This is a genomic window from Streptomyces sp. NPDC055013 (assembly GCF_053608645.1).
Window position 1 is genome coordinate 100,299 of record NZ_JBSGVW010000012.1, and the last position, 23,582, is coordinate 123,880.

The 23,582-nt window shown below is 70.7% G+C and carries 21 protein-coding genes and 1 tRNA gene; 10 read left to right on the forward strand and 12 right to left on the reverse strand.

Annotated elements, in window-relative coordinates; all coding sequences use genetic code 11:
• Positions 1–9: 9 nt before the first annotated feature.
• The gene (locus ACWGDB_RS17680; RefSeq protein ID WP_453823266.1) at positions 10–666 is read right to left on the reverse strand and encodes an ANTAR domain-containing response regulator; all 657 of its coding nucleotides are present in this window, start codon (positions 664–666) and stop codon (positions 10–12) included.
• 101 nt (positions 667–767) lie between these two features.
• Here ACWGDB_RS17680 and ACWGDB_RS17685 point away from each other — a divergent pair.
• Together ACWGDB_RS17685 and ACWGDB_RS17690 are read left to right on the forward strand one after the other, a co-directional pair.
• A tRNA-Leu gene (locus ACWGDB_RS17685) sits at positions 768–842 on the forward strand.
• A 106-nt stretch (positions 843–948) separates the two neighbouring features.
• Positions 949–1,695 (forward strand): helix-turn-helix domain-containing protein, encoded by a 747-nt coding sequence (locus tag ACWGDB_RS17690; protein ID WP_453823267.1) that lies wholly within the window; start codon positions 949–951, stop codon positions 1,693–1,695.
• 47 nt (positions 1,696–1,742) lie between these two features.
• On the opposite strand, the gene pyk is transcribed toward ACWGDB_RS17690, so the two are convergent.
• Positions 1,743–3,179 (reverse strand): pyruvate kinase, encoded by a 1,437-nt coding sequence (gene pyk / locus ACWGDB_RS17695; protein ID WP_453823268.1) that lies wholly within the window; start codon positions 3,177–3,179, stop codon positions 1,743–1,745.
• A gap of 143 nt (positions 3,180–3,322) precedes the next feature.
• The gene (locus tag ACWGDB_RS17700) at positions 3,323–4,036 is read right to left on the reverse strand and encodes an SIMPL domain-containing protein (RefSeq protein WP_453823269.1); all 714 of its coding nucleotides are present in this window, start codon (positions 4,034–4,036) and stop codon (positions 3,323–3,325) included.
• A gap of 150 nt (positions 4,037–4,186) precedes the next feature.
• Here ACWGDB_RS17700 and ACWGDB_RS17705 point away from each other — a divergent pair, with 150 nt between their 5' ends.
• Positions 4,187–5,992: a bifunctional metallophosphatase/5'-nucleotidase gene (locus tag ACWGDB_RS17705; RefSeq protein WP_453823270.1), complete on the forward strand. Its 1,806-nt coding sequence runs from the start codon at positions 4,187–4,189 to the stop codon at positions 5,990–5,992.
• A gap of 28 nt (positions 5,993–6,020) precedes the next feature.
• On the opposite strand, the gene ACWGDB_RS17710 is transcribed toward ACWGDB_RS17705, so the two are convergent.
• From ACWGDB_RS17710 to ACWGDB_RS17735, 6 genes are all read right to left on the reverse strand, one after another.
• Positions 6,021–7,475: a lysine N(6)-hydroxylase/L-ornithine N(5)-oxygenase family protein gene (locus ACWGDB_RS17710; protein ID WP_453823271.1), complete on the reverse strand. Its 1,455-nt coding sequence runs from the start codon at positions 7,473–7,475 to the stop codon at positions 6,021–6,023.
• Positions 7,472–8,845, reverse strand: coding sequence for a pyridoxal phosphate-dependent decarboxylase family protein (locus ACWGDB_RS17715; protein WP_453823272.1), 1,374 nt, complete (start codon positions 8,843–8,845; stop codon positions 7,472–7,474). The genes ACWGDB_RS17710 and ACWGDB_RS17715 overlap by 4 nt, the downstream gene beginning before the upstream one ends.
• Positions 8,846–9,522: 677 nt before the next feature.
• Positions 9,523–12,027 carry an aminopeptidase N gene (gene pepN, locus ACWGDB_RS17720; RefSeq protein ID WP_453823273.1) on the reverse strand — a complete coding sequence of 835 codons (2,505 nt, stop codon included), beginning with the start codon at positions 12,025–12,027 and terminating at the stop codon, positions 9,523–9,525.
• Positions 12,028–12,083: 56 nt separating this feature from the next.
• A complete protein-coding gene (locus tag ACWGDB_RS17725; RefSeq protein WP_453823274.1) occupies positions 12,084–12,617 on the reverse strand; it encodes a response regulator in 534 nt (177 codons plus the stop codon).
• A gap of 161 nt (positions 12,618–12,778) precedes the next feature.
• Positions 12,779–13,132 (reverse strand): chorismate mutase, encoded by a 354-nt coding sequence (locus ACWGDB_RS17730; protein ID WP_453823275.1) that lies wholly within the window; start codon positions 13,130–13,132, stop codon positions 12,779–12,781.
• A 24-nt stretch (positions 13,133–13,156) separates the two neighbouring features.
• Positions 13,157–14,044: a helix-turn-helix domain-containing protein gene (locus ACWGDB_RS17735; protein WP_453823276.1), complete on the reverse strand. Its 888-nt coding sequence runs from the start codon at positions 14,042–14,044 to the stop codon at positions 13,157–13,159.
• Positions 14,045–14,132: 88 nt separating this feature from the next.
• Between ACWGDB_RS17735 and ACWGDB_RS17740 the strand changes: the two genes are divergently transcribed.
• The gene (locus ACWGDB_RS17740) at positions 14,133–15,902 is read left to right on the forward strand and encodes a glycoside hydrolase family 35 protein (protein ID WP_453823277.1); all 1,770 of its coding nucleotides are present in this window, start codon (positions 14,133–14,135) and stop codon (positions 15,900–15,902) included.
• A gap of 22 nt (positions 15,903–15,924) precedes the next feature.
• Here the strand turns inward: ACWGDB_RS17740 and ACWGDB_RS17745 are convergent, their stop codons facing one another.
• Entirely contained in the window at positions 15,925–16,722 is a 798-nt protein-coding gene (locus tag ACWGDB_RS17745; RefSeq protein ID WP_453823278.1) for a S1 family peptidase, read from the reverse strand.
• A gap of 160 nt (positions 16,723–16,882) precedes the next feature.
• On the opposite strand from ACWGDB_RS17745, the gene ACWGDB_RS17750 reads away from it, so the two are divergent.
• Positions 16,883–17,779 carry a hypothetical protein gene (locus ACWGDB_RS17750; protein ID WP_383596802.1) on the forward strand — a complete coding sequence of 299 codons (897 nt, stop codon included), beginning with the start codon at positions 16,883–16,885 and terminating at the stop codon, positions 17,777–17,779.
• Positions 17,780–17,810: 31 nt separating this feature from the next.
• Here the strand turns inward: ACWGDB_RS17750 and ACWGDB_RS17755 are convergent, their stop codons facing one another.
• Together ACWGDB_RS17755 and ACWGDB_RS17760 are read right to left on the reverse strand one after the other, a co-directional pair.
• Positions 17,811–18,716, reverse strand: a complete 906-nt coding sequence (locus ACWGDB_RS17755) for an SDR family oxidoreductase (RefSeq protein WP_453823279.1) — start codon at positions 18,714–18,716, stop codon at positions 17,811–17,813.
• Between the two features lie 13 nt (positions 18,717–18,729).
• Positions 18,730–19,482, reverse strand: coding sequence for an SDR family oxidoreductase (locus ACWGDB_RS17760; protein ID WP_453823280.1), 753 nt, complete (start codon positions 19,480–19,482; stop codon positions 18,730–18,732).
• A 54-nt stretch (positions 19,483–19,536) separates the two neighbouring features.
• On the opposite strand from ACWGDB_RS17760, the gene ACWGDB_RS17765 reads away from it, so the two are divergent.
• Genes ACWGDB_RS17765 through ACWGDB_RS17785 form a run of 5 tightly spaced genes read left to right on the forward strand, consistent with a single transcriptional unit; the run spans position 19,537 to position 23,580 of the window.
• The gene (locus ACWGDB_RS17765) at positions 19,537–20,295 is read left to right on the forward strand and encodes an enoyl-CoA hydratase family protein (RefSeq protein ID WP_453823281.1); all 759 of its coding nucleotides are present in this window, start codon (positions 19,537–19,539) and stop codon (positions 20,293–20,295) included.
• On the forward strand, positions 20,296–21,132 hold the full coding sequence (locus tag ACWGDB_RS17770; protein ID WP_453823282.1) for a CoA transferase subunit A: 837 nt from the start codon (positions 20,296–20,298) through the stop codon (positions 21,130–21,132). It abuts the gene before it with no gap.
• On the forward strand, positions 21,129–21,878 hold the full coding sequence (locus ACWGDB_RS17775; RefSeq protein ID WP_453823283.1) for a CoA-transferase subunit beta: 750 nt from the start codon (positions 21,129–21,131) through the stop codon (positions 21,876–21,878). The genes ACWGDB_RS17770 and ACWGDB_RS17775 overlap by 4 nt, the downstream gene beginning before the upstream one ends.
• Complete coding sequence (locus tag ACWGDB_RS17780) at positions 21,878–22,942, forward strand: NAD(P)H-dependent flavin oxidoreductase (RefSeq protein WP_453823284.1); 1,065 nt, start codon at positions 21,878–21,880, stop codon at positions 22,940–22,942. Before ACWGDB_RS17775 ends, ACWGDB_RS17780 begins: the two co-directional genes overlap by 1 nt.
• Positions 22,939–23,580 carry an SIMPL domain-containing protein gene (locus ACWGDB_RS17785; protein ID WP_453823285.1) on the forward strand — a complete coding sequence of 214 codons (642 nt, stop codon included), beginning with the start codon at positions 22,939–22,941 and terminating at the stop codon, positions 23,578–23,580. The genes ACWGDB_RS17780 and ACWGDB_RS17785 overlap by 4 nt, the downstream gene beginning before the upstream one ends.
• The last annotated feature ends 2 nt before the right edge of the window (positions 23,581–23,582 follow it).

Here is a 23,582-nt window from a genome sequence, read left to right on the forward strand (position 1 = left end):
CTCGCTACGTCAGCCCTTGGCGGCCTTCTTCTCGTCGGCGTCCTGGATGACCGCCTCGGCGACCTGCTGCATCGACATCCGGCGGTCCATGGAGGTCTTCTGGATCCACCGGAACGCGGCGGGCTCGGTCAGCCCGTACTCCGTCTGCAGGACGGACTTCGCCCGGTCCACCAGCTTGCGGGTCTCCAGGCGCAGGGTGAGGTCGGCGACCTCCTTCTCCAGCTCCTTCAACTCCGTGAACCGCGATACGGCCATCTCGATCGCCGGCACGACGTCGCTCTTGCTGAACGGCTTGACCAGGTACGCCATGGCCCCGGCATCCCGGGCCCGCTCGACGAGGTCGCGCTGCGAGAACGCGGTCAGCATCAGCACCGGAGCGATGCTCTCCTCGGCGATCTTCTCGGCCGCCGAAATGCCGTCCAGCTTCGGCATCTTCACATCGAGGATGACGAGGTCGGGCCTGTGCTCACGGGCCAGTTCGACGGCCTGCTCACCGTCTCCGGCCTCACCGACGACGGTGTACCCCTCTTCTTCGAGCATCTCTTTGAGATCGAGCCGGATCAGCGCCTCGTCCTCCGCAATGACGACACGGGTCGTCAGCGGAGGCACGTGCGACTTGTCGTCGTCAGGCGCGTCTACGGGCTGGGGCGACTCGGGGGCGCTCACGGGGGCTCCTCGTTCAGGGGCAGGGGTGCTGCTCCCAAGAGCCTACCTAGCTACGGTATGGTGGACGGGCAGCGGGTCGAGGTAAACCTTCGATTCACCGGGCCCCGGTAGCCCAATTGGCAGCAGGCAATGGATTCAAAACCCATACAGTGTCGGTTCGAGTCCGACCCGGGGCACTTTTCCTTCGATTCCAAGGTCGGCCCGAACAAGCGGATGTCCACGTTCTCGTGAACATCCGCTTTTTACTGCATGTCGTCGCGATCACTCTCACAAAGTGGCCACATGTACGACGTCAGCACACGCAAGCGGGCAATCGCACTCGTCTCACAGGGCCGCAGCCTGAATTCAGTGAGCCGAGAGACGGGCATTTCACGTGCCGCGATCCGCTCCTGGCAGCACCGGCTTGAACCCCTGCCCCGCATGGCAGCCCCGGACCCAGGACCGCCCTCTGACAAGTGCGCGTACGCCTACTTGTTAGGCCTGTACCTGGGCGACGGCTGCATCAGTAAGCACCCGCGCAGCCGTGGCTTCTACCTCCGAATCGCGTGTGCCGACGCATGGCCGGGCCTCCTCCGACAGTGCCGAGAGGCCATTACGAAGGTCCGCCCCGGTATCGGCGTCTACACCCTTCAGAAGCAGGGATGCGCGGTGGTGACCAGCTACTCCCGGCACTGGCCCTCCCTCTTCCCCCAGCACGGCCCCGGCAAGAAGCACGAGCGCGCCATCACCCTCGAACCCTGGCAGCGGGGAATCATCGACGCGCACCCTTGGGAATTCATCAAGGGCCTCATCCACTCCGACGGCTGCCGCATCACGAACTGGACGACCCGCCTCGTCGCAGGTGAGCAGAAGCGCTACGAGTATCCGCGCTACTTCTTCACCAACCTGTCGGGCGACGTCATCCGACTCTTCACCGGGACGCTGGACGCCGTAGGAGTTCAGTGGAAACAAGCGAACGACCGCAACATCTCCATCGCCCGCAAAGCCTCCGTAGCTCTCATGGACAAGCACGTCGGCCCCAAGCACTGACCCAACAACAAGGCCCCTCCTCAAAGCCGAAGAGGGGCCCTCGCCCCCTACTTCGGACTGTCGTCCTCCCCGATGTGATGCACCCGCACCATGTTCGTGGAACCGGAAACCCCGGGCGGCGATCCGGCCGTGATGACGACCGTGTCCCCCTTCTTGCAGCGGCCGTACTTCAGCAACAGCTCATCCACCTGTTCGACCATCGCGTCCGTCGAGTCCACGTGCGGCCCGAGGAACGTCTCCACACCCCACGTCAGATTCAGCTGCGATCGCGTCGCCGGCTCGGGCGTGAAGGCCAGCAGCGGGATCGGCGAGCGGTAGCGGGACAGGCGGCGGGCCGTGTCGCCGGACTGGGTGAAGGCGACCAGGAACCTCGCGCCCAGGAAGTCGCCGATCTCGGCGGCGGCACGGGCCACCGCGCCGCCCTGGGTGCGGGGCTTGTTGCGGTCGGTCAGGGGCGGCAGGCCCTTGGCGAGGATGTCCTCCTCGGCCGCCTCGACGATCTTCGCCATCGTCCGGACCGTCTCGATCGGGTACTTGCCGACACTCGTCTCGCCGGACAGCATCACCGCGTCGGTGCCGTCGATGACGGCGTTGGCCACGTCGCTGGCCTCGGCGCGGGTGGGGCGGGAGTTGTCGATCATCGAGTCGAGCATCTGGGTGGCGACGATGACCGGCTTGGCGTTGCGCTTGGCCAGCTTGACCGCGCGCTTCTGGACGATCGGGACCTGCTCCAGCGGCATCTCCACGCCCAGGTCACCGCGGGCGACCATGATGCCGTCGAAGGCGGCGACGATGTCGTCGATGGCCTCGACCGCCTGCGGCTTCTCCACCTTGGCGATGACGGGAAGCCTGCGGCCCTCCTCGTCCATGATCCTGTGCACGTCCTCGATGTCCCGGCCGCTGCGGACGAAGGAGAGCGCGATGACGTCGAAGCCGGTGCGCAGGGCCCAGCGCAGGTCGGCTTCGTCCTTCTCGGAGAGGGCGGGGACGGACACGGCGACGCCCGGGAGGTTCAGGCCCTTGTGGTCGGAGACCATGCCGCCTTCGACGACGGTGGTGTTCACGCGCGGGCCGTCGACGGCGGTGACCTCCAGGCACACCTTGCCGTCGTCGACGAGGATGCGTTCGCCGGGGGTGACGTCGGCGGCGAGGCCGGAGTAGGTGGTGCCGCACTGCTGGCGGTCGCCCTCGGCGCCCTCCTCGACGGTGATGGTGAAGGTGTCCCCGCGTTCAAGGAGTACGGGTCCTTCGGTGAAGCGGCCGAGGCGGATCTTCGGGCCTTGAAGGTCGGCGAGGACGCCGACGCTTCGGCCGGTCTCGTCGGAGGCCTTCCGCACGCGCTGGTAGCGCTCCTCGTGATCGGCGTGGCTGCCGTGGCTGAGGTTGAATCGGGCGACGTCCATTCCGGCGTCGACCAGTGCCTTTATCTGGTCGTACGAGTCGGTGGCGGGACCCAGGGTGCAGACGATTTTCGCTCGGCGCATGTTTCGACTCTATGACTTACCGGCGGGTAGTGAATTGGTGCCGCACGACTACTCAACAACCTTTGCGTGAAGGGCTATTGACAAGTGTTGAATTGTGCACCGGGGTGCTCCGATGAGCGTTCGAAGCACCCCGAAAGGGCTATTCACAGGTGTGGCGGCGCCATGGTGAATCGCGCATTGACCTCGGCGTGGACGTGCTGACGCTGGGGTTCGAGGTCGAGGGGGGCGGCGGATTCCTCTTCGGCGGCGTAGGCCATGGAGCGCATACGGCCACCGCGGGTCTGCGGGTACGCCGGCGGGGCGTTCTCCGCTCCGATGTCGGCGAGTTCCACCAGCGCGGCCAGGGAGGTCCCCAGCGCCTCCGCGTACTCCCGCGCGCGCTGCACGGCCTCCCGTACCGCCTGCTGCCGCGCTTCCCGGTGGGCCGGTGAGTCGGGGCGCAGGGCCCACCAGGGGCCGTCCACGCGGGTGAGCTCCAAGTCGGCGAGGCGTGTGGTGAGTTCGCCGAGCGCCGTGAAGTCCGTGAGTTCGGCCGTGATGTGGACGCGGCCGTGGTAGGCGTGGATGCGTTCGCCGCGGCCCTTGTCCTTCAGTTCGGGGCTGATGGAGAAGGCGCCGGTCTCCAGGTGCTCCACCGCGTCGCCGTAGGTCTTGATGAGGTCGAGGGCGCCGGCGTTGCGGCGGGTGAGGTCGTCCAGGGCGGCGCGGCGGTCCTTGCCGCGGGAGGCCACGGTGACGCCGATGCGGGCGATCTCGGGGTCGACCTCGAGGTGGGCCTCACCGCGGACGGCGATACGGGGGGCGTCGGGGGTGCCGTAGGGGACTGCGGGCTGAAGTTCTCCTGAGGGGGCGGTCATACGTCCCACTCTGTCATCGCTTGGCCGGCTGAGAGCCCGGCGGTTCACAGCTTCGGTCACCAGATCGAAACGTGCGGGGTCTGTTGCAACTCGCCATGGGCAGGTCAGAATCTACGCGCGTTGTTGACCATTCGCCCGGGAGAAGCACTCATGCCGTTGAACCGCCGTAAGTTCCTGACGAAGTCCGCCGTGACCGGAGCGGGGGTGGCGGTGGCCGGTGCGGTGAGTGCCCCGGCGGCGCAGGCCGCACAGCCGGCGAAGGGGTCCCGGCCGAAGAAGCGGTACGCGCTGACGGTGATGGGCACGACCGACCTGCACGGCAACATCTTCAACTGGGACTACTTCAAGGACGCGGAGTACTCCGACGCCAAGGGCAACGCGAAGGGCCTGTCCCGGGTCTCGACGCTGGTGAACCAGGTCCGCGAGGAGAAGGGCCGCCGCAACACGCTGCTCATCGACGCGGGCGACACGATCCAGGGCACCCCGCTGACGTACTACTACGCCAAGGTCGACCCGATCACCGCCAAGGGTGGTCCGATCCACCCGATGGCGGCGGCGATGAACGCCATCGGGTACGACGCGGTGGCCCTCGGCAACCACGAGTTCAACTACGGCATCGAGACGCTGCGCAAGTTCGAGGATCAGTGCCACTTCCCGCTGCTGGGTGCGAACGCGCTGGACGCGAAGACGCTGAAGCCCGCCTTCCCTCCGTACTTCATCAAGAAGTTCCGGGTGCCGGGCGCCCCGCCGGTCAAGGTCGCGGTCCTCGGTCTGACCAACCCCGGCATCGCGATCTGGGACAAGGCGTACGTCGAGGGCAAGATGGTGTTCCCGGGTCTGGAGGAGCAGGCCGCGAAGTGGGTGCCGAAGCTGCGCTCGATGGGTGCGGACGTGGTGGTCGTGTCGGCGCACTCCGGTTCGTCGGGGACGTCGTCGTACGGTGACCAGCTGCCGTACATCGAGAACTCGGCGGCGCTGGTCGCCCAGCAGGTGCCGGGCATCGACGCGATCCTCGTCGGGCACGCGCACACGGAGATCGCGGAGCTGCTGGTCACGAACGAGAAGACGGGCAGGACCGTCGTGCTGTCCGAGCCGCTGTGCTACGCCCAGCGGCTGTCGCTGTTCGACTTCGAGCTGGTCCTCGACAAGGGCTGCTGGAAGGTCGAGACGGTTAAGGCGTCGGTGCGCGATTCGAAGACGGTGACCGACGACCCGAAGATCACCAAGCTGCTGAAGGACGACCACGACATCGTGGTGGAGTACGTCAACCAGGTCGTCGGCACGGCGACCGAGAAGCTGACGACGGTCGACGCCCGCTACAAGGACGCCCCGATCATCGACCTGATCACCAAGGTCCAGGAGGACGTCGTCAAGGCGGCCCTGGCGGGCACGGAGCACGCCTCGCTGCCCGTCATCTCGCAGGCCTCCCCGTTCTCGCGCACCTCGGAGATCCCGGCCGGCGACGTGACCATCCGGGACCTGTCGAGCCTGTACGTGTACGACAACACGCTGGTCGCGAAGCTGATGACGGGTGCGCAGATCAAGGCGTACCTGGAGTACTCGGCGGAGTACTTCGTGCAGACCGCCGCCGACGCGGCCGTCGACGTCGACAAGCTCACGAACGCGGGCAACCGCCCCGACTACAACTACGACTACGTGTCGGGGCTGTCGTACGACATCGACGTCGCGCAGGCGGCGGGTTCGCGGATCAAGAACCTGGTCTACAACGGTGCCGCGCTGGACGGCGCCCAGAAGTTCGTGTTCGCGGTGAACAACTACCGGGCCAACGGCGGCGGCGCGTTCCCGCATGTGGCGTCGGCTCAGGAGCTGTGGTCGGAGTCGACGGAGATCCGCACCCGGATCGCGGAGTGGGTGACCGCGAAGGGCGTGCTGGACCCGAAGGACTTCGCATCGGTGGACTGGAAGCTCACGCGGAACGGCACGCCGGTGTTCTAGCCGGAGTCGAACCAACCGGTCAGGAGCCTCAGATCCCGTCCATCAGCGGTGTCAGCACCTTCGGCTGACGCGCCCGGGGGATCCGGGGCTCCTGCTGTTCGAGGCCGAAGGTGGTGAACGACGTACGGGTGGGCAGCGGGTAGGTCTCCTTGCCGGTGACGGAGTTGAGGATGCTGGCGCTGCGCCAGGCCGCGAGGCCGAGGTCGGGGGTGCCGACGCCGTGGGTGTGGCGCTCGGCGTTCTGGACGTAGACGTTGCAGCCGGAGCCGGTGACGGACGGGTCCATGACCAGGCGGTACTGGTCGTCGATGCGCGGGCGTTCCCGGCTGTCGAGGCGCATGTAGGGGTCGAGGCCGGCGAGGATGCGGGTGAGGGGGCGCTCGCGGTAGCCGGTGGCGAGGACGACCGCGTCGGTGGTGAGGCGTGAGCGGGTGTTCTGGTGGACGTGCTCCAGGTGGAGCTCCACCTTGGTCGTGGCGATCCGGCCCGCGGTGCGGACCTGCACGCCCGGCGTGAGGACGGCGTCGGGCCAGCCGCCGTGCAGGGTGCGGCGGTAGAGCTCGTCGTGGATGGCGGCGAGGGTGTCGGCGTCGATGCCCTTGTGGAGCTGCCACTGCGAGGCGACGAGCTTGTCGCGGACCGGTTCGCCGAGGGCCTGGAAGTAGCGGGTGTAGTCGGGGGTGAAGTGCTCCAGGCCGAGCTTGGAGTACTCCATGGGCGCGAAGGCCTCGGTACGGCCGAGCCAGTGCATCCGCTCGCGCCCGGTGGGGCGGCGCCGGAGCAGGTCGAGGAAGATCTCGGCGCCGGACTGCCCGGAGCCGATGACGGTGATGTGCTCGGCGGCGAGGAGCCGCTCGCGGTGTTCGAGGTAGTCGGCGGCGTGGATGACCGGGACGGCGGGCGCCTCGACGAGGGGCCTGAGCGGGTCGGGGACATCCGGTTCGGTGCCGATGCCGAGGACGATGTTCTTCGTGTACGTACGGCCCAGCGCCTCGGCCTCTCCACTGGGGGCGAGCTGGGTGAAGTCGACCTCGAAGACGTCGCGTTCGGAGTTGAAGCGGACCGCGTCGACCTGGTGGCCGAAGCGCAGTCCGGGAAGGTTCTCGCAGACCCAGCGGCAGTAGGCGTCGTACTCGGCGCGCTGGATGTGGAAGCGCTCGGCGAAGTAGAAGGGGAAGAGCCGGTCGCGGGTCCTGAGATAGCTGAGGAACGACCACGGGCTCGCGGGGTCGGCGAGGGTCACCAGGTCCGCGAGGAACGGGACCTGGATACGGGACCCTTCGATGAGGAGGCCCGGGTGCCAGGCGAACGCGGTGCGCTGTTCGTAGAAGACGGCGTCGAGTTCGGCGAGCGGGTGGGCCAGGGCGGCGAGGGAGAGGTTGAAGGGGCCGATACCGATGCCGACGAGGTCGCGGGGGGTCTCGGGGTCCTGGCTCGGCGGGTTGGGGTGCCGGTCGGCCGGGGGGTTGGTCTGCGGGGTCATCCGGGGGTGTTTCCTTCCACCAGTTTCAGGAGGACGGCCAGGTCGTCCGGGCGCGTGTGGGGATTGAGGAGGGTCGCTTTCAGCCACAGGCGACCGTCTATGCGGGCCCGGCCGAGGACGGCGCGGCCGTCGGTGAGGAGCGTTCGGCGTACGGCGGCGACGGCGTCGTCGGTGGCGTGTGCGGGCCGGAACAGGACCGTGCTGATGGTGGGCTGGTCGTAGACCTCGAACCCGGGGTGACCGTGGACGAGGTGGGCGAAATCGACGGCTCTGGCGCAGACTTGCTCGACGAGCCGGCCGAGGCCGTTGCGGCCGAGGGCCTTGAGAGTGACGGCGATCTTGAGGACGTCGGGTCGGCGGCTGGTACGCAGGGACCGGCCGAGCAGGTCCGGCAGACCGGCCTCGATGTCGTCGTCGGCGTTGAGGTAGTCGGCGCGGTGGTGGAGCACGGCGAGGCCGCCCGGGTCACGGACGGCGAGGAGCCCCGCGGCGACGGGCTGCCAGCCGAGCTTGTGCAGATCGAGGGTGACGGTGTCGGCGGCGTCGAGGCCGGTGAGCAGCTCGCGGTACCGGTCGCTGAACAGCAGGCCTCCGCCGTAGGCGGCGTCGACGTGCAGCCGGGCGCCGTGGGCGGCGCACAGGGCGGCGATCTCGGGGAGCGGGTCGATGAGTCCGGCGTCGGTGGTGCCCGCGGTGGCGGCGACCAGGTGGGGGCCGGGCAGCTGTGTGAGGGCCTCGTCGAGTGCGGCGGGGTCGAGGACACCGGCGGGCGCGGGTACGACGACGGGGTCCGGCAGCCCGAGCAGCCAGGCGGCACGGGGCAGCGAGTGATGTGCGTTGGCCCCGTGCACCAGCCTGACTCCGGCGCCGTGCGCCTCTCGGTCGATGAGGAGGGCGAGTTGGTTGGATTCGGTGCCGCCGGTGGTGATCAGGGCGGTGGCCCCTGCCTCGGCGCCGAAGACCTCCCCCGCGAGCGCCTCCGTCACCAGCGCCTCCAGCTCCGACGCGCCCGGCGCCTGGTCCCAGGAGTCCAGGGAGGGGTTGAGGGTGGAGGCGGCCAGGTCGGCGGCGGTGGCGAGCGCGAGGGGTGGGCAGTGGAGGTGGGCGGTGCACAGCGGGTCCGCCGGGTCGGCGGCGGCTTCGGCGAGGGCGCGGACGAGGGTGTGGAGGGCGTTCGGGTCGCCCTCGTCCGGCAGGACGTCCCCGACCGCGGTCCGCATGCGCCCGGCCACCGCGTCCGGGCCGCCCGGCGGCAGTGGCCCCCGGCGTGCGCGGGCGCCCTCGCCCAGCGCGTCGAGCACGGTGTCGAGCAACGGCCGCAGGGCATGGGGACCTTCCGGGCCTGAAGCGAGCGACGGCAGCGTGCTCATCGTGGCCTCCCGGGCGCTGGACATGAGGGACTTCCAGCTTGTACGCGGATACGCGATGACGCCCGAAAAGCCCAATGATCGGAACCCGAAAGGGGGTATTTCCGTACGGGGAACGCGTGTCGGAGGGGGCGCGTCGAGGTCGGCGCAGTAAGGGGCGCCTCAGTGCCGGAAGTCGTCCGGGGGCCTCTGCCCACCGGGCGAAGCTGCGGGCCGGGCTGGCGGTGATCCTCTCCACCGCGTCGGTGATCTCCGGGGCACGCCTGCCGTGCCCTCGAAGGCCTTGAGCAGGTCCGTGACCGTGTGCGGTGGAACGAACGGGATTGTCGCCCCGGGTCCGGTGAGCCGGTGGGCGGCGCCCTCGTGGCCGTCGTCGAGGAGGGCGCGTTCGGCGACTGCGGCGATGTCGTCCTCGATGGGCCCCTGCTCGGGCGAATCGGACCACCTCGGCGCCCGCGGGCGGTGCGGCTCCGCTGCGGATCGCGGGTCAGCGCCCGCACCGGCCGGTCCGCGGCGAGATGTTCGACGAGGGCACGGCCGACGTCGCCGGTGGCGCCGGTCACCACGATCACGGGTTGCTCCAGGGCTGTGGGCTGATCGACCCCTGACTCGTCGAGCCCGGGAAGGAAGATCAGCCCACCGTGTCGGCCGTGGGGACCGGCGCCGCCCCCGCCGAGGGCCTAGCCCTCCCGGCCCTCCCGCACCCGCAACGCCCGCGCCAGGTCGTCGAGGTGGTCGGCGAGCCTGCGTCGCAGCGCCGGGACCGGGTCGCCGTCACGCAGGCACTCCTCGCCGAGCCGCAGGGACTCGGCGTCGACGGCGTACGCCGGGAAGGCGTAGCGGCCGGCGGCGTCCGCGATGGCGGGGCCGCGGCGGGCGGCGACGGCGACCGCGTCCTTGTAGTAGCGCGGCACGTACTGCCGCAGCAGGTCGGTCTGTTCGGGCTGCCAGAAGCCCTGGGCGGTGGCGGTGAAGAGGTAGTTGGACAGGGCGGTGGCACCGTCGACGGCGAACATGGCGTCCCACGCCTTCGCCTTGGCCTCCTCGTCCGGCTGCGCGGCCCGGCAGCGGGCGGCGCCCTCCTGGCCGGTGGCGCTCGGGTCGCGTCCCAGTTCGGCGGCGATGGCCGCCTCGTCGACGGCGCCGAGGACGGCGAGGCGGCCCAGGACGCGCCAGCGCAGCTCGGGGTCGAGTTCGGGTCCGCCCGGCACGGTGCCGTCGGCGAGCCAGGCGGCGATGGTGTCGGGGTGGGCGGCGACGTCGATGAAGTGGCGTACGGCGATCAGGCGCAGGCCGGGGTTGTCGCCGTCCTCGGTGCGGCGGATGAGGTCGCGGCACAGGGCGGAGAGGGTGGCCAGGGCGGCGGGCCGCTCCTGAGGGGTGAGGTAGCGGTCGGCGACCTGGGTGGCGGCGAAGCCGAGGACGCCCTGGACGACGGTGAGGTCGGTCTCGCGCGGCAGGTGGGCGCGGGCGGCCTCCAGGTAGGCGCCGGCGGCCAGTTCGCCGTCCCGGACGGCGTCACGCAGGGCGTTCCACACGACCGCGCGGGTGAGCGGGTCGGGCAGGCCGGCGAGGCTGCCCCGGACGGTCTCGAAGGACCCGGCGTCGAAGCGGACCTTGGCGTAGGTCAGGTCGCCGTCGTTGAGCAGCAGCAGGGCCGGGCGCTTGCCGATGGGCTGCGGGGCGCTCTGCGGGACGTCGAGGTCGAGGCGTTCGCGCAGGGTGAGGTTGCCGCTGTTGTCGCCGTGGTCCTGGTCGTACAGGCCGACGCTGAGGCGGTGCGTGCGGCTGCCGGCGTGATCGACGGTGAGGGTGTAGGTGCCGTTGTCGCCGGGGGTGACGGCCGGGGTGAGGGTGTCGACGCCGGTGGTGCGCAGCCAGGAGTCGGCCCAGGCGTGGACGTCGCGCTCGGTGGCGGAGGCCAGGGAGTCGATGAAGTCGGCGAGGGTGGCGTTGCCGAACTTGTGGCGGGCGAAGTGGGTGTTGATACCGGCGAGGAAGTCCTTCTCGCCGAGCCAGGCCACGAGCTGACGCAGCGCGGAGGCGCCCTTGGCGTAGGAGATGCCGTCGAAGTTGAGCATGGCGGCGGCGGTGTCGTCGACGGCCTCGGGGGCCACGGGGTGGGTGGAGGGGCGCTGGTCGGCGTCGTAGCCCCAGGCCTTGCGGGCGATGCCGAAGTCGACCCAGGTGTCGGTGAAGCGGGTGGCTTCGGCGCAGATCTGGTAGCCCATGTACTCGGCGAAGGACTCGTTCAGCCAGATGTCGTCCCACCAGCGCAGGGTGACGAGGTCGCCGAACCACATGTGGGCCATCTCGTGGGCGATGACCATGGCGCGGACCAGCCGCTCGGTGTCCGTGACGGCGGAGCGGTACACGAACTCGTCGCGGAAGGTGACCAGTCCGGGGTTCTCCATGGCGCCGGCGTTGAACTCGGGGACGAACGCCTGGTCGTAGGAGTCGAAGGGGTAGGGCTCGTCGAACTTCTCGTGGAAGCGGTCGAAGCACTGCCGGGTGACCTGGAAGAGCTCGTCGGTGTCCACGTCCAGGTAGGGGGCGAGGGAGCGGCGGCAGTGCAGGCCGAAGGGCAGGCCGCGGTGCTCGGTGCGCACCGAGTGCCAGGGGCCGGCGGCGACGGCGACCAGGTAGGTGGAGATCGGCGGGGTGGTCGCGGCCTGCCAGCGGCCGGCGCCGAGGTGCTCGGTGACGCCGTTGGCGAGGACGGTCCAGCCTTCGGGAGCGGTGATGGAGAGGTCGAAGACGGCCTTCAGGTCGGGCTGGTCGAAGGCGGGGAAGACCAGCTTGCAGTCGTCCATCGCCAACTGGGTGTAGACGTAGCTCTCGCCGTCGGTGGGGTCGGTGAAGCGGTGCATGCCCTCGCCGGTGCGGGAGTAGCGCATGGCCGCGTCGACGCGCAGTTCGTGCTCACCGGCGGTGAGGTTCTTCAGGGGCAGCCGGTTGTCGTCCAGGGTCTCCGGGTCGAGGGGGTGTCCGTCCAGCGTGACGGAGCGCAGCTCGGCAGGCTTGATCTCGACGAAGGTGTCCGCGTCGGCGCGCGTGGTGAACCTGATGACGGTCCGCGAGTCGAAGGTCGTGTCCCCGGTGGTCAGATCGAGTTCGATCGTGTAGCGGTGGACATCGAGAAGCTGGGCACGGGTCTGCGCTTCGTCGCGCGTCAGTACGGACATGCAGGACATGCTGCCTGATGCCGCTGACAAGGCACAGGGGTGGATCACTACGTGCGCTATGTCCGGTTCCCCGCCGGGGTGTCGCGCTGCGGCGGAAGGCGGGCGTCCGGATGGGGCGGAGCCGGGCGCGGGCCGGGTTCCTCGACCTCGGCATGGCCCTTGACCAGGGCGCGTAACTCCCGGACCTCCGCCACCAGTGCGCGGTGGCGCTCATGGGCGTCGTACAGGTAGCGGACCTTGGTGCGCAGCGCCCAGGGGTCGATGGGCTTCAGCACGAGGTCGGCGACGCCGAGCCGGAAGGCGGTGGAGGTCAGCTCCTGGTCCGCACCGAAGCCGGTGAGGAGGATGACCGGTATGTGCTGGGTCTGCTCCACCCGCCGCATGTAGCGCACGACGTCCAGGCCGCTGACGCCGGGCATGCGCACGTCCAGGAGGAGGAGGCCGACCTTTCCGCGGAGCACCTGCTTGAGCGCCTCGTCACCGCTGGTGGCCCGGGCCAGCAGGTACCCCAGCGGGGCCAGGGCACTCTCCAGCGCGTACAGCGTGTCCTCGTGATCGTCGACGATGAGGATCTTGGCATCCGACGGCATGGCCCGACGTCCCTCCCGCGTGGACATCCAGGGTATGTCCGGGGCGCTGACGGGGAGTGCGCGTCAGCTGACATGCGGTGCACAGCGCAGCATGCCCCTCCCGGGCCGCCGTGTCACTCCCTCGGGGCGGGTCTGTCTGCATCCCGTCGTCCCGGCCGGGCCTAGGAGCGGTTCGGCGCGGACGCGGCGCCGTTGACGGTGTCCTCGGCGATGCTCTCGTGGTGCCTGATGACCTCGGCGATGATGAAGTTGAGGAATTTCTCCGCGAAGGCCGGGTCCAGCTTGGCGTTCTCGGCGAGGGTGCGCAGGCGGGCGATCTGGCGGGACTCGCGGGCCGGGTCGGCGGGCGGGAGCTGGTGCTCGGCCTTGAGGTGGCCGACCTGCTGGGTGCACTTGAAGCGCTCGGCGAGCATGTGGACGACGGCGGCGTCGATGTTGTCGATGCTGTCGCGCAGCCGGGCGAGCTCTTCACGGACGGCCGGGTCGACGTCGTTGGAGGACGTGTTGCTGGTCATGGGCGCCCAGCCTACGGGGCCCGCTCAGTTGGTCGTTCGTTCGATCACGGGTGGATCGTCGGGGTCGGGGACCTGGTTGCTCCAGCCGCCGGGGACGGTGCGGCCCTGCTGGGCGCGGAAGCGGACCGGGGCCATGCCGACGCGGCGGGTGAACAGGCGGGAGAAGTAGGCGGGGTCGTCGTAGCCGACGCGGCGGGCGACGGCGGCGACGGGCAGTTCGGTGGCGGCGAGCAGTTCCTTGGCGCGGCCCAGGCGGATGCCGAGCACATAGTCCTTGGGGCTGCACCCGGCGCCGCGCCGCACGGCGGTGCGCAGTTCGGCGAGGGTCATGCCGTGCCGGGCGGCGTGGTCGGCGACCGTCAGCGGCAGGCACGCGTCGCGGGCGAGGGCCTTGAGGACCTGGTCGCCGTCGGGGGCGAGGTCGGCGCGTGCGCGGCGCAGGGCGACGAGGAGCTCGTGGACGGCGGCGCCGGTCTCCACCTCCAGCAGGGGGTTGTCGCGGCGGGCGGCGCGGGCGATGCGCCCGATGACGGCACGTGGGCCGGCGGCGTCGGACAGCGGCACGACGGGCCGGCCCGGCTCGATGTAGCCGAGTTCGGTGTACGTCGGTGCGGCGGGCCCGGTGAAGTCGACGAAGCCCTCGTCCCAGCCGGTGTCGGGGTCGGGCGCGTAGTGGTGCGGCACGCCGGGGGTCAGCCACAGCAGCGCGGGTGCGGTGACGGTCGTACGGCGGCCGTCGGGGGCGGCGTACCAGCCGCTGCCGGTGCTGATCACGACGGCGACATGATGGTCCAGGACCCTCGGTCCGACGGTCGGCAGGGCGCCGTACTGGAGGCCCACGCCGAGGCAGGCGAGGCCGAGGCGGTGGTGGGCGGGGCCGGGCGTGAAGAAACGCATCCAGGTGTGATACATCCGCGTGCCTCCCGTCCGCTCCTTCGGTCCAAGCAGCGCTGATCTTTGTCCATGGACCCTGACCTGCGCCAGAGGCGAGGGTGGGCGCATGAGCGAGTTCACGGTGGGGGACGAAGACTTCCTGCTGGACGGGCGGCCGGTGCGGCTGCTGTCCGGCGCGCTGCACTACTTCCGGGTGCACGAGGCGCAGTGGGGGCACCGGCTGTCGATGCTGCGGGCGATGGGCCTGAACTGCGTGGAGACGTACGTGCCGTGGAACCTGCACGAGCCGCAGCCGGGCCGGCACCGGGACGTGCAGGCGCTCGGCCGGTTCCTGGACGCGGCCCGGGAGGCGGGGCTGTGGGCGATCGTGCGGCCGGGGCCGTACATCTGCGCCGAGTGGGAGAACGGCGGGCTGCCGTACTGGCTGACGGCCGAGGTGGGCGCACGCGCGCGTACCCGTGACGAGCGCTACTTGGGGCACGTCGCGAGCTGGTTCCGGCACCTCTTGCCCGAGATCGTGCCCCGGCAGCTCGACCGCGGCGGTCCGGTGATCATGGTGCAGGTGGAGAACGAGTACGGCAGTTACGGTTCCGACGCGGTCTACTTGCGGTGGCTGGCGGACCTGCTGCGCACCGAGGGCGTCACGGCTGCGCTCTTCACCTCGGACGGCCCCGAGGACCACATGCTCTCCGGGGGCTCGGTCCCGGGGGTCCTGGCGACGGTGAACTTCGGCTCCCACGCGCGTGCGGCGTTCGAGACGCTGCGCCGGCACCGCCCCGACGGTCCGCTGATGTGCATGGAGTTCTGGTGCGGCTGGTTCGACCACTGGGGCGGCGAGCACGTCGTACGGGATCCCGGGGCCGCGGCGGCTGCCCTGCGGGAGATCCTGGAGTGCGGGGCGTCGGTGAACCTGTACATGGCGCACGGCGGCACGAGCTTCGCCGGCTGGGCGGGTGCCAACCGGGGCGGCGGCGCGCTGCACGACGGGCCGCTGGAGCCCGATGTGACGTCGTACGACTACGACGCCCCGATCGACGAGTACGGCCGCCCCACGGAGAAGTTCCGGGCCTTCCGGAAGATCCTCGCCGAGCACGCCGACGGCCCCCTGCCCGAAGTCCCGCCCGCGCCCGCGCCGTTGGGTGCGCCGGCCGAGGCGGTCCTGACCGACTGGGCGCCGCTGGGCGACGTACTGGAGACGCTGGGCGGCCCGGAGACGTCCGGTCCTGTCCCGCCCGCCTTCGAGGAACTGGGCGTCGAGCGGGGCCTGGTGCGCTACGAGGTGACGGTGCCGGGGCCGCGGCAGCCGTATCCGCTGACGGTGCGCGGGCTGCGGGACCTCGCCGTGGTGTACGTCGACGGGGAGCGGGCCGGGGTGCTCACGGAGGACGACGCCCGCCTCGAGGAGCCTGTCGCGGGGCACGCGCGCGTGGAGCTGTGGGTGGAGTCCCTGGGGCGGGTCAACTACGGGCCTCGGCTGGGCGAGCCCAAGGGAATCACCGGGGGCGTCCTGCACGAGCGGCAGTATCTGCACGACGTATGCGCGCGTGGGCTGCGGCTGGAGGCGCTGGACGAGATCGAGAGGGTCCGGGCGGTGCCGTCACGGGAACTGCCCGGGGACGGTGCCCCGGGGCTGTACCGGGGCACCGTCATGGTGCGGGGCGCCGGTGACGCCCGTCTGGAGCTGCCGGGCCGGACCCGCGGGTTCGTGTGGATCAACGGCTTCAACCTCGGCCGTTACTGGTCCACCGGCCCCCAGTGCTCGCTGTACGTCCCTGGGCCCGTCCTGCGGGAGGGCGGCAACGACGTGTGGCTGCTGGAGCTGGAGGGGACGGCCCGGTCCGGCGGGGCGCCGGCCCCGGTCCTCCGGGCCGTCTGACGCTCGCAGGTGCCTCGGCTGCCTACAGCGCGCCCGCCGCGCGGGCGATGTCCTTCGCGAAGTGGCTGACCTCGGTGTAGATGCCGGGCACACCGGGGCGGGCGCAGCCGTCGCCCCAGCTCACGATGCCGACCTGGATCCACTTGCCCGCGTCGTCCTTGCGGACCATGGGGCCGCCGGAGTCGCCCTGGCAGGTGTCGACGGCGCCGCGCTGGTAGCCGGCGCACAGTTCCTCCTTCGACACCAGCCGGTTTCCGTAGTGGCGCTTGCACACGCGGTCGGCGACGAAGGGAACGGTCGCCTTACGCAGCTTGGTCGTGCCCGTGTTGGCTCCCTCCTTGGTGTCGCCCCAACCGGCGATCGTGAACATGCCGCGGTTGTAGCGGTCCGTGGTGGCGATCTTCAGCGTCGGCTTGTCGATGGGCCGGGCGAGCTTGATCAGCGCCCAGTCCTTGCCGGTGCCGTTGTAGCCCGGGGCCACCTTGACCTTGGTCGACTTGACCTTGATCGCGGAGGCGGAGTTGAGGTCGTTGACACCCGCGGTGACCGTGATGCTGGTGTTGTTGCCGGAGCCGGGCACGCAGTGAGCCGCGGTCAGGACGACGTCCTTCTTGTAGAGCGCCCCGCCGCAGCCCATCGAGAGATGGACCATGAACGGGAACTCATTCTGCGCGGCGGGCGTTCCACCGACGATGCGGGTGGACGCGGCCTGTGCGCTGAGGGGCTGGAGGGAGGCGATCGCGAGCGCGACGGCGCCCACCGCCGCGGCCCTCTTCGCCAGGGTTATGCCGGTTCTCTTCGGCGAGCTGTGGGTCAACATACGTCCTTTCATGGCGTGTTGAGCGGCCCGCAGTATGAAGATCGGGTGGCATTTCTGGCAAGGACGGATCTCACGCTCCGGACGTGGAACCCCACCAGGGAAATTCCCCTCACATCCCCGTAGAGTGGAATCGGGTTCACGGCGTCTTGGGGGTAAGGGCGTGGCGAACGGCGGACCGGTCCAGCACGGCTTCCCGCACCTGGAGACGGTGCGGGCCTCGATCACCGCGCTCTACAGGCGGCTTTCCCACGACACGGTCCAGACGTTCGGGACCAGTGTGCTGCCGGCCGATGTGGCGTTCTGCGACACGGACGATCTGTATCTGGGTGCGCAGCGGGTGGCCCGCGAACTGGTGCGGCACTACCGCCTGCCGGACGCCCGACTGATCGTCAGCTTCCGGGAGATGACCCATGCGGCAAGCGTCGAACTCACCGCCGGGCCGGAGTACTTCATCGAGCTGAACGACCGCTTCCGCACCCATCGCCGGGACATCGGCGCGGCCCTGGCCCATGAGGTGATGCACGTGTATCTGCATCGCCTCGGGCTGTCCTTCCCCGGCACGCGCGACAACGAGATCCTCACGGACACGGCGACGACCTATCTGGGCGCGGGCTGGCTGCTTCTCGACGCCTACCGGGAGGACTCGGCGTCCTCGCAGAAGCTGGGGTATCTGACGCCGGAGGAGTTCGGGTACGTGCTCGCCAAGCGGGCGCTGGTCTTCGCCGAGGATCCGTCGGTGTGGTTCACGAGTCCGCAGGCGTACACGGCGTACGTGAAGGGCATGGCCGAGGCCCGCCGTGACGAGCAGCAGCCTCCGCTGACGGCGGCCGGGTGGGCGGGGCGCCGTCGCTACGCCCGCGATCGGCGTCACGCCCAGGACCATCACGGGGCCGGGCCGGGGGCGGGCGTGCCGTACGCGTTCACGCCGGACGGGCGGGGGCCGCTGCGGGTGTCGTTCCCGTGTCCCACGTGTCAGCAGCGGATTCGGGTGCCGGTGCGGGGGAGGGTTCGGGCGCGGTGCGGGTTGTGCCGGAGGGTGTTGGAGTGCGACACGTAGCGCTTCGCCCCGTCCAGAGGGCGATGCAACCTCACGCCCCGTACACCGCCCCCGGCACCCCCGCCTCCCCCAGCAGCTTCACCGCCGCCTCCCCCGCCTCCTCCGGAGTCCACCGCGCCCCCTTGTCCGCCGTCGGCCCCGCCCGCCACCCCTCCATCACCGTGATCCGCCCGCCCTCCACCTCGAAGACCCGCCCCGTCACGCCGTCGCTCGCGGCCGAACCGAGCCAGACCACCAGCGGGGAGACGTTCTCCGGAGCCATGGCGTCGAAGCCGTCCTCGGGGGCCGTCATCGTCTCGGCGAAGGCACGCTCCGTCATCCTGGTCCGCGCCGCCGGGGCGATCGCGTTGACCTGGACGCCGTAGCGGGCGAACTCGGCCGCCGCGACCAGGGTCAGCCCGACGATTCCGGCCTTCGCGGCGCTGTAGTTGCCCTGCCCGAGCGAGCCCAGCAACCCCGCCCCGCTGCTCGTGTTGACGACCCGGGCGACAGGGGCGCGGCCCGCCTTCGCCTCCGCCCGCCAGTGCGCGGCCACGTGCTTCAGGGGCAGGAAGTGGCCCTTGAGGTGGACCCGTACGACGGCGTCCCAGTCGTCCTCGTCGAGGTTGACCAGCATCCGGTCACGCAGGAACCCGGCGTTGTTGACGAGCGTGTCGAGCCGCCCGTACGTCTCCAGCGCGGTCGCCACCAGGGACGCCGCTCCGGCACCGGTCGTCACGTCACCCCCGTGCGCAACGGCCTCGCCTCCCGCCGCGTGGATCTCGGCGACCACATGCCGGGCGGGGCTGTCGGCGGCCGGGGCGCCGTTGAGGCCGACACCGAGGTCGTTGACGACGACCCTCGCCCCCTCGGCCGCGAACGCGAGCGCATGCGCACGCCCGAGCCCGCGCCCCCCACCCGTCACGACGACGACCCGCCCCTCACACATCCGGCTCATGTCATGTCTCCCCTCAGGTTTCATGCGTCGCCTCCTTGTTGACCGTCGCGGCATCCAGGAACACCGGCCGCTCGCCCCCGCCGTGCACGAGCAGGCTCGCCCCGCTGATGTAGGCGGCGGCGTCGGAGGCGAGGAAGGCGGCGGCCGCGCCGACGTCGGACGGTTCGGCGAGGCGGCCGAGCGGGACGGTGCGGGAGACGCCGTCGATGCCGTCCTCGCCGCCGTAGTGGAGGTGGGACTGCTCCGTGCGGACCATGCCGACGACCAGCGTGTTGACCCGCACCTCGGGCGCCCACTCCACCGCCATCGAGCGGGCCACGCTCTCCAACCCGGCCTTGGCCGCCCCGTAGGCCGCCGACCCGGGCGACGGACGGCCGCCGCTGACGCTGCCGATCATCACCACCGAGCCCCGCGCGCGCTTCAGGTGCTCGTACGCCGCCAGGGACGCCGTCAGCGGCGCGACGAGGTTCAGCTCGATCACGCGCGCGTGCCGGGCGGCATCCGCGTCCGTCAACCGCCGGTACGGCGTGCCACCCGCGTTGTTGACCAGGACGTCGAGGCGGGGCAGGGCCGCGAAGAAGACCCGTACGGCTTCGGGGTCGCGCAGGTCGAGCGGCCTGAACTCGGCTCCCGGCAGCGGGACTTCGGGTGGTCTGCGCGCGCAGACGACGACGTCCGCGCCGGCCTCCGCGAACGCCCTGGCAATCCCGGCGCCGACACCGCGCGTACCGCCGGTGACGACCACGACCTTCCCGTCCAGTCCCATTCCCGGCTACCCTTCACCTAACAAACGTTTGGTGGAAAGGTAGCTGATGCGGCCATGAGTGTCTCCACCTCGTCTCCGGAAAAGGGGGCGGACAAGAATGGAGTCGCCGTCGTCACGGTCGACTTCCCGCCGGTGAACGCCCTGCCGGTGGACGGCTGGTTCGCCCTGGCCGACGCCGTGCGGGCGGCCGGCCGCGATCCGGAGATCCGGTGTGTCGTGCTCACGGCCGAGGGGCGCGGGTTCAACGCGGGCGTGGACATCAAGGAGATACAGCAGGACGGGCACCGTGCCCTGATCGGCGCCAACCACGCCTGCGCGCTGGCCTTCGGCGCCGTGTACGACTGCGAGGTGCCCGTCGTGGCGGCGGTGCACGGCTTCTGCCTGGGCGGCGGCATCGGCCTGGTGGGCAACGCGGACGCGATCGTGGCGAGCGAGGACGCCGTCTTCGGCCTGCCCGAGCTGGACCGGGGAGCACTGGGCGCGGCCACGCATCTGGCCCGGCTGGTCCCCCAGCACCTCATGCGCGCCCTGTACTACACCTCGCGCACGGCGACCGCGGCCGAGCTGCACGCGCACGGCTCGGTGTGGCGTGTCGTACCGCGCGCGGAACTGCACGCCGCCGCCCTGGAGTTGGCCGGCGAGATCGCCGCGAAGGACGGGCAGCTGCTGCGCCTGGCCAAGGCCGCCATCAACGGCATCGACCCCGTCGACGTGCACCGCAGCTACCGCTTCGAGCAGGGATTCACCTTCGAGGCCAACCTCAGCGGGGTGGCCGACCGGGTCCGTGACACCTTCGGAGAGAAGGGTGCGTAGGTGAGTGACAAGACGATGACCGCCGACGAGGTCGCCTCGAGGCTGCGCAGCGGCATGACCCTCGGCATCGGCGGCTGGGGCTCGCGCCGCAAACCGATGGCCCTGGTCAGGGCCCTGCTCCGGTCCGACATCACCGACCTCACCGTCGTCTCGTACGGCGGTCCGGACGTGGGCATGCTGGCCGCGGCCGGGCGGGTGCGGAAACTGGTCGCGGCGTTCGTCACCCTCGACTCGATCCCCCTCGAACCGCACTACCGGGCGGCACGCGAGGGCGGCGCCTTCGAGCTGACGGAAATAGACGAGGCCATGTTCATGTGGGGACTGCACGCGGCGGCGAACCGGCTGCCGTTCCTGCCGGTGCGGGCCGGGATCGGTTCGGACGTGATGCGGGTCAACCCCGGCCTGCGGACGGTGACCTCACCGTACGACGACGGGGAGACGTTCGTCGCCATGCCCGCCCTGCGCCTGGACGCGGCCCTGGTGCACGTGAACCGCGCCGACCGGCAGGGCAACGGTCAGTATCTGGGCCCCGACCCGTACTTCGACGACCTGTTCTGCGCGGCGGCGGACGAGGCGTACGTCTCCTGCGAACGGGTCGTCGACACGGCCGAGCTGACGAAGGAGGCGGCACCGCAGTCGCTTCTCATCAAGCGGCACACGGTGACGGGCGTGGTCGAGGCCCCGACCGGCGCGCACTTCACGTCCTGCGCCCCCGACTACGGCCGCGACGAGGCCTTCCAGAAGACGTACGCGACCACTCCCTGGCCGGAGTTCGCGGCACGCTTCCTGGGCGGGGACGAGCAGGCGTACCAGGCGGCGGTCAAGGAGGGGACATGAGTCGACTCGGGGACACAAGTCAGGACGTGGGCCGGGCCACCCGCGCCGAGTACTGCGTGATCGCCTGCGCCGAGGCCTGGCGCGACGCCGGTGAGATCCTGGCGAGCCCGATGGGCCTCATCCCGTCGGTAGGGGCCCGGCTGGCCCGGCTCACGTTCACACCGGACCTGCTGCTGACCGACGGCGAGGCGATGCTCGTCCGCCCGGACGGCACGACCGAGGGCTGGCTGCCGTACCGGCAGCACCTGGCGCTGGTCAGCGGTGGCCGGCGGCACGTGATGATGGGTGCGAGCCAGATCGACCGCTTCGGCAACCAGAACATCTCGTGCATCGGCGACTGGGAGCGACCGAAACGGCAGCTGCTGGGGGTGCGGGGCGCACCGGTCAACACCCTCAACAATCCGACCAGTTACTGGATCCCCAGGCACTCACGGCGGGTCTTCGTCGAGAAGGTCGACATGGTCTGCGGAGTCGGTTACGACCGCGCGGGCGGCGCCCGGTACCACCGCATCCCCCGGGTCGTCTCCGACCTCGGCGTGTTCGACTTCGCCACGCCGGACCACTCCATGCGCCCGGCCTCGCTGCATCCGGGAGTCACTCCGGCGCAGGTCAGGGAGGCCACCGGTTTCGACCTCGCCGTCCCCGACGACGTGCCGACGACCCGCGAGCCGACCGCCGAGGAGCTGCGGCTCATCCGCGAGGTGATCGACCCGGGGAACACCCGCGCCAGGGAGGTCGGTGCGTGATGGAGACTCCGCTGACCCGGCTCGTCGGCGTCCGCCACCCGATCGTGCAGACGGGAATGGGATGGGTGGCGGGGCCTCGGCTGGTCTCGGCGACGGCGAACGCGGGTGCGCTGGGCATCCTGGCCTCCGCGACGATGACCGTCGACCGGCTGCGTGAGGCGATACGCGAGGTCAAGTCCCGTACGGACGCGCCGTTCGGCGTGAATCTGCGGGCGGACGCCGCGGACGCCGGCGACCGGGTCGGCGTCATGATCGAGGAGGGGGTGCGCGTCGCCTCGTTCGCCCTCGCGCCGTCGCGTGAGCTGATCGCCGGGCTCAAGGACGCGGGCGTGGTCGTCGTGCCCTCGATCGGTGCCCGGCGGCATGCCGAGAAGGTCGCGGCGTGGGGCGCGGACGCGGTGATCGTGCAGGGCGGGGAGGGCGGCGGACACACCGGCGAGGTGGCGACGACGGTGCTGCTGCCGCAGGTGGTCGACGCCGTGGACATACCGGTGGTGGCGGCGGGCGGTTTCCACGACGGCCGGGGCCTGGTCGCCGCGCTGGCCTACGGAGCGGCGGGCATCGCCATGGGCACCCGGTTCCTGCTGACCTCGGACTCGACGGTGCCGGACGCGGTGAAGGCGCGGTATCTGGCGGCGACGGTCCGGGACGTCACGGTCACACGGGCGGTCGACGGCTTGCCCCACCGGATGCTGCGTACGGAGCTGGTGGCCGAGTTGGAGAACGCCGGCCGGACGAGGGCGCTGGTCCATGCCCTGCGGCGGGCAGCGGGCTTCCGGCGGCTGTCCGGACTGACCTGGCGGCAACTGGCCCGCGACGGCCTCTCCCTGCGGCACGGCAAGGACCTCTCGTGGAGCCAGGTCCTGCTAGCCGCCAACACCCCGATGCTGCTCAAGTCGGCCATGGTGGACGGCCGTACGGATCTGGGGGTGATGGCGTCCGGGCAGGTCGCCGGAGTCATCGACGACCTGCCGTCGTGCGCGGAACTGGTGGAGCGGATCATGGCCCAGGCCGCGCAAACCATGAGCGGACTGTCCGTGGGCGGTGCTTCAATGCCCGCATGACGGAGACGATCAAGGAGCCCTGGGGGCTCAGTGTTTTTGGTGCGGGCAGTGTGCGGGCGGAGCCGCAGCTGGTGCGGGTGAAGCTGGGGGTGGAGGTGCTGGAGCCCGCCCCCGACCGGGCGTTCCACGAGGCCGGCACGGCTGTGACAAGGCTGCGCGAGGTGGTGCGCCGGCACGGGATACCGGATTCCTCGGTCTCCGGCTCCCGGCTCAGGCTCAGTTCGGAGTACGGCCATGCGGGCGGCGCGCGGAAGTTCCTCGGCTACCTCTGCCAGGCTCAGTACGTAGTCGAGACCGAGGCGCTGGACGACCTGCAGCAGCTCATCGTGGACGCGGTGGAGGCCGGCGCCCGCAGCATCGACGGCGTCGAGTTCGACGTGCACGACAAGCCCGCGCTGCGGGACGAGGCGCGCCGCCGGGCGGTGGCGGCCGCCCGGCGCAAGGCCGAGGTCTACACGGAGGCCGCCGGCGTGCCCCTCGGCACGGTGGTGCACATCCAGGACGTGGACTCCGAGTCGTACGAGTTCCGTCAGTACCGCGGGCACGGCGGCGGTGGCGGCAGCTCCGCCGGCGACCTCGCTCCGGGGATGGTGGAGGTGTCCGCGGGCGTGGTGCTGGGCTTCTCACTCGGCCGCTGACA